Annotated in this window: 2 protein-coding genes and 1 pseudogene; all 3 read left to right on the top strand. The window is 40.1% G+C overall.

The features are described 5' to 3' along the window. Positions 1 to 137: 137 nt before the first annotated feature. Positions 138 to 767, top strand: a complete 630-nt coding sequence (locus VNZ46_RS06735; protein WP_325559326.1) for a response regulator transcription factor — start codon at positions 138 to 140, stop codon at positions 765 to 767. An 89-nt stretch (positions 768 to 856) separates the two neighbouring features. Next, a complete protein-coding gene (locus tag VNZ46_RS06730) occupies positions 857 to 1,795 on the top strand; it encodes a hypothetical protein (RefSeq protein WP_325559325.1) in 939 nt (312 codons plus the stop codon). Between the two features lie 803 nt (positions 1,796 to 2,598). Further along, positions 2,599 to 2,831, top strand: a pseudogene (locus VNZ46_RS06725) (AraC family transcriptional regulator); the annotation flags it as partial.

The following is a 2,831-nucleotide window of genomic DNA, read 5'->3' as shown; positions in this document are numbered from 1 at the left end:
CCAAGAGAATTGCCTGTTGGAAGGGAAGCCTGACTATAGATGCGGATGATCAGGGGACCCGGATAACAATTCTGATATGACAAAGGATCACTCATTTGAGTGGGCTTTGCTATGGATTAAATGATTAATTTAGAGAAATGAATCCAATCAGTATTATATTGTTTGAAGATAATGAACGGCTCAGGGAGTCTCTTGTTTACCTTTTAAACAATACCGATGGATTTAAGGTACTGGCAGATTATGGGCATTGCAATGATGCTGCATCTGCTGTTAAGGTGTATAAACCTGAAGTGGTATTGATGGATATTGATATGCCTGGGACAGATGGGATTAAGGGTGTGAAAATGATTAAGGAAGCCATGCCTTTAACCGCGGTTATTATGTTTACCGTTTTTGAAGATGATGACAAATTGTTTCAATGCCTTTGCAATGGTGCAAATGGCTATCTGTTAAAAAAGACAGCGCCGGGAAAACTTTTCGAGGCGATACAGGAGGTCATGGAGGGAGGAGCACCAATGTCGCCCTCTATTGCCCGTAAAGTTTTGAATAGCTTTAATCAGGGTAAGCCAAAAGAATATAATTTAACACCAAGAGAATTGGATGTGCTGCAATTGCTCATTAAAGGCTACAGTTCAAAAATGATTGCTGCCGAATTAATGATTTCTTTTGATACCGCCAGGTCTCATTTGAAAAACATTTATCTGAAGTTACATGTGAATTGTGGTAAACAGGCCATATCTAAAGTGCTTATCGAGCATATTCTTTAATGTATTTATATTACCCAAAGATGTGATTTCAGGGGCAGGTCAATTGCCGCAATTTTGAGGTGATTATTTGAACCTTAAATTATTTTCTTATGAAGAATTTTAATCATTTTTTATTTGTGATTACTGCAGTTGTGGTAGTTTTTACCTCTTGCAGCAAAGATGGGCCAATTGGTCCTGCCGGGCCAGCTGGCACCACGGGTGCTACGGGCGCAACTGGTGCGGTAGGCGCCACTGGGGCTGACGGTACTAAAATTTATTCAGGCACTGTTGTTCCTGCCGCGACATTAGGTGCCAATGGCGATTTTTATCTTAATACTGTCACGAGCATGCTCTATGGTCCCAAAACGGCTGCAGGCTGGGGTACAGCTACAAGCCTTATGGGTGCAGCTGGCGCTACTGGCGCTACGGGTGCTACCGGGGCAACGGGAGTGGCGGGTTCCAAAATTCTCAGTGGTACGGGCGTTCCGGCAGCTTCTGTTGGAAGTAATGGAGATTATTACCTGGACCCGGCCAATTATCTTTTTTATGGACCAAAAGCCAGCGGAGTATGGCCTGCACCTATTAATCTTAAAGGTGCAAAAGGCGATCCGGGGACAGCAAATGTGATCTACTCTGACTGGATAACCCCAAGTACTTACACCAAAACGACTGTTTTTGGAACTGTCTACTTTACTGCTGATATTGCTGCTTCCAAAGTTACTCAAGCCATATTAGATCAGGGTACAGTAATTGTTTATGGTAAACTGAACGGTTATAATCCTGTTATATGGCCAACAGATCAGGTTGCAAACCTGCCTATTTCCATTACTTATATGAGCGGTGCGGTGTCTAATATTGATGTCTGGTCTGCGTTGAACACAGTGGGAAGTATCCGTATTAGTCTGACCAGCTCAACAAATGCCTATAGTTCCATATCGAATGCCCATCAATTCAGGTATATCATTATCCCTGGAGGGGTACATACATTGTCAAATGTTAATTCTAAAAACTATGATGAGGTGAAACAGGTTCTGCACTTAAGAGATTAAAGTCACGGATCGCTCTTTATGGAGGTGAATTTTGTGAAAAATATGTTTTCTGATTTTGCTGAACCTTAAAGGTTCTGAGGCTCGATCTTGAAAACATATTTTTTTGGTGCAGACCTGGGGAGCATATAATCTTGTCTGGTGCAGAAAGAAAGTCTCCAGACTTTTATCCTCTGTTATGAAAATTGGTTGGTGAGCGGAGGGGAGAGCTAAGAAAGGGCTCCAGGAAGACTATAGAATGATGCACAATCGTTTTCGTAATGGTGAATTTTGAGGTTTAATATTTTCTCCTATTTAAATAGCTACTCGAATGACTGACGCTGTTATTTTTAGAGTAAGCATTTGTAATAAATAGTTAGCAATAATATTTTATTTGTTGCTTATTTTTAAGAATAAGGAAATTTTTACTTGACTATATATGTTGTTTGTGTTGTAAATGGTCAGATTATCAAACGTTTGCGTTAAGGTAAACTTGTGGAAGAAAACGAGTTTTAGTAGATTCATTAATTGCCTCCACTATACTGAATCAGGATAAGAAACTTGAACTGTTCGCTTGAGAAACAGATAAGGAGTTAAGCTGGGTAGTGGAGCTATAGATACAAATAAATTTTAGGTGAATAATGGAATATGCGGATTGGCGGATGCTAACCGCATTTCTTTTTTGGTATCTCACATATCTTCTACCATTGTAGTCACTTCTATTGAAACTAATGTTTCCTTATTTCTGTAATTCCCGATTTGATTTCTATTTTTGAAGCGCCTAATGAAAATTTGTTGCTTATGTTTTTCGCTCCAGACCTGCCTTTATGCTAAAAGATATTTACCGGGAAAAATCTCCATTAACAGACAAAGACTGCTTTTTAGTATTCGATCGTGTGAAATCATCCTTTACTTTTCCTGTACATGTCCATCCTGAATATGAATTGAATTTTGTGGAGGGGGCTGCAGGGGCGCAGCGGATCGTTGGTGATTCTGTGGAAACGATTGGTAGTAAAGACTTGGTTCTTATTGCCAATCCGGAATTAAAGCATGCCTGGAA

Origin of the sequence: Pedobacter sp. (assembly GCF_035566355.1) — a bacterium.
Lineage (GTDB): Bacteria > Bacteroidota > Bacteroidia > Sphingobacteriales > Sphingobacteriaceae > Pedobacter.
The sequence above is the reverse complement of the archived record's forward strand: the minus strand, read 5'-3'. Positions and strand labels throughout refer to the sequence as shown.

Bases quoted from the DNA above. Each gene is read 5' to 3' on its own strand.
- VNZ46_RS06735 (WP_325559326.1), top strand. From the start codon at position 138: ATGAATCCAATCAGTATTATATTGTTTGAAGATAATGAACGGCTCAGG.
- VNZ46_RS06730 (WP_325559325.1), top strand. From the start codon at position 857: ATGAAGAATTTTAATCATTTTTTATTTGTGATTACTGCAGTTGTGGTA.